Genomic DNA, 2,050 nt, shown 5'->3' on the forward strand with positions numbered 1-2,050 from the left:
CCAGATTTAGCGAGATTTTGCTCTTCATTTTCGCACATCACTAAGAGAATTTCATCAGAATTTATAAACACTGGTTTCTTCACAAATGCCTCCATACTGCCTATTGGCAAAAGTTATTTTCTAAGATATGGAGTAATTAATACGTTTTTCGTAACGATGTGTCAATAGATAAAATACGAAAAACGTATTTTTATTTTTATAAATCTATTCGATTTTGTTTATTATCATTAATGTTAATGAGGTGCTTATGATAGAAAATATAAAAGAAAAGCAGCTATCCATCATGCTAAATAAATTAACCGAATGTGAAAAAAAAGCTTTTATGAATTTCTTGCTGCGAGCAGAGATTTTAAAAGATCCTCGACAATCTTCTTTTCAGAATCATTCGCTTGTGAATATAAGTAAAGAAAATCATCAGAGTAAGGTCCAGAAATAGGTGAAGAATCTTTAAAAAACTCCATAATTTTAACTAACTCATCTGCCTTAATATCTCTCATTTCCCTATTTGTATTAAGATTAATCATATTGGATATAGCTGGTCTTCTTATACCAAGATGGGCGGCAAGCTTGGCTTGGCTCCCTCGTCCCATTTTATCAAGCTCTTTTTTTATCCAAATTTTTAGCTCTTTTTGCCTAATCATAATTAAGTTTATTCCTTATTTTTAAAGTCCTTACAATATAAAAAATACAATGATACGTTTTTCGTATTGACTAAATATTTTTGATATCGTATTTTTATCGCTATGATAAAAACATATACGAAAACCGCAAAACTCATAATTGAGTATCTAGGTGGGTATAAAAAAGTTGCTAATATCGTTAATCGCAATGTTATTGTAATTAGAAAATGGGCTTACCCTTTTGAAAAGCGAGAGGGTAAAGGCGGCATCATTCCAGCTAAATACCAAATTATGCTTTTGAACTACGCACGTGATCATGGGATAGATTTGCGTCCAGAAGATTTTTTTTATCCCGAGCGCTTGCAGAGATTAATGCAAGAGCAACACCCCCCAATGACTACATTTGCAAAAAGTTCCGGCGTTGATAGCGCGCGTGAGACTTTGCAGCCTTAAGGAGGTGATGATGGCTGTAGAAAAGAAATACGAACTTACTGATGAAACAATTGAGTTTGATGGCAGAACACTTCACCGCATTCGTGCACTGAGAGACTTTGGTGATGTTAAAGCAGGTGATTTAGGAGGCTATATAGAGAAAGAAGACAACCTAAGTCATGAAGGTGATTGTTGGGTTGGGAATAGGGCATGGGTTTATGGTGATGCACGTGTTTTTGGCAATGCCAAGGTTCTTGGTTTTTCTCATGTTTATGACAATGCCCGTGTTTATGAGAATGCCAATGTTCTTTTAGCAGCTGCGATTTATGGCAACGCCAAGGTTTGTGGTAATGCGCATGTATTTGGCAATGCCAAGGTTTGTGATGAAGCTGCGGTTTTTGGTAATGCTTACGTTTACGATAATATCCATGTTTATGGCAACGCCAAGGTTTATGGCAACGCCAAGGTTTGTGGTTATGCCAAGGTTTGTGATGCTGCTAAGGTGTTCGGTCATGCCGTGGTTTATGGTAAGGCCAAGATTTATGGAAATGCATATGTTTGCGGCACTGAAGAATATGGTGGCGACAGAGTTTATATGTGTTCACATAATGCAAATGAAGCGCATAAGAATGATGATGGTAAGCCTCGTGTAGAGCTTATACCGCCGTTGGCACTGCTTGAAATTGGTAAAGTTTTAGAGTTTGGGGCAAAGAAGTACGGAGCAAACAATTGGCGTAATGGCATGCACTGGAGCAGGTTTCACGGTGCTGCTTTACGTCATTTATTAGCATGGTTTGGTGGAGAGCATAAGGATGCTGAGAGTGATTTATCACACTTGGCACATGCGGCTTGTTGCATTCTTTTTTTAATGGAATGCGAAGCACAACAGATTGGTCATGATGACCGCCCTCATAAAAATTAAAGGAGATAAAGATGAGTTCGAATGAAATTTTATGGATAGCAGTGGTTTCAGTTTTGCTCTTAAGCGGAGTGATGTT

The 2,050-nt window shown here is 37.4% G+C and carries 3 protein-coding genes; 2 read left to right on the top strand and 1 reads right to left on the bottom strand.

All coding sequences use genetic code 11. The annotated features are described in order from the left end of the window. Window positions 1-320: 320 nt before the first annotated feature. Window positions 321-641 (bottom strand): helix-turn-helix domain-containing protein, encoded by a 321-nt coding sequence (locus ACFIK0_RS09085; RefSeq protein WP_375612651.1) that lies wholly within the window; start codon window positions 639-641, stop codon window positions 321-323. Between the two features lie 102 nt (window positions 642-743). Between ACFIK0_RS09085 and ACFIK0_RS09090 the strand changes: the two genes are divergently transcribed. Further along, the gene (locus ACFIK0_RS09090) at window positions 744-1,073 is read left to right on the top strand and encodes a hypothetical protein (RefSeq protein WP_375627058.1); all 330 of its coding nucleotides are present in this window, start codon (window positions 744-746) and stop codon (window positions 1,071-1,073) included. A gap of 574 nt (window positions 1,074-1,647) precedes the next feature. Then, window positions 1,648-1,974, top strand: coding sequence for a dATP/dGTP diphosphohydrolase domain-containing protein (locus tag ACFIK0_RS09095; RefSeq protein WP_375654754.1), 327 nt, complete (start codon window positions 1,648-1,650; stop codon window positions 1,972-1,974). Window positions 1,975-2,050: the final 76 nt, after the last annotated feature.

Source organism: Bartonella sp. CL63NXGY, assembly GCF_042194905.1.
Classification (GTDB): domain Bacteria; phylum Pseudomonadota; class Alphaproteobacteria; order Rhizobiales; family Rhizobiaceae; genus Bartonella.

Bases quoted from the DNA above. Each gene is read 5' to 3' on its own strand.
- ACFIK0_RS09085 (WP_375612651.1), bottom strand. From the start codon at position 641: ATGATTAGGCAAAAAGAGCTAAAAATTTGGATAAAAAAAGAGCTTGAT.
- ACFIK0_RS09090 (WP_375627058.1), top strand. From the start codon at position 744: ATGATAAAAACATATACGAAAACCGCAAAACTCATAATTGAGTATCTA.
- ACFIK0_RS09095 (WP_375654754.1), top strand. From the start codon at position 1,648: ATGTGTTCACATAATGCAAATGAAGCGCATAAGAATGATGATGGTAAG.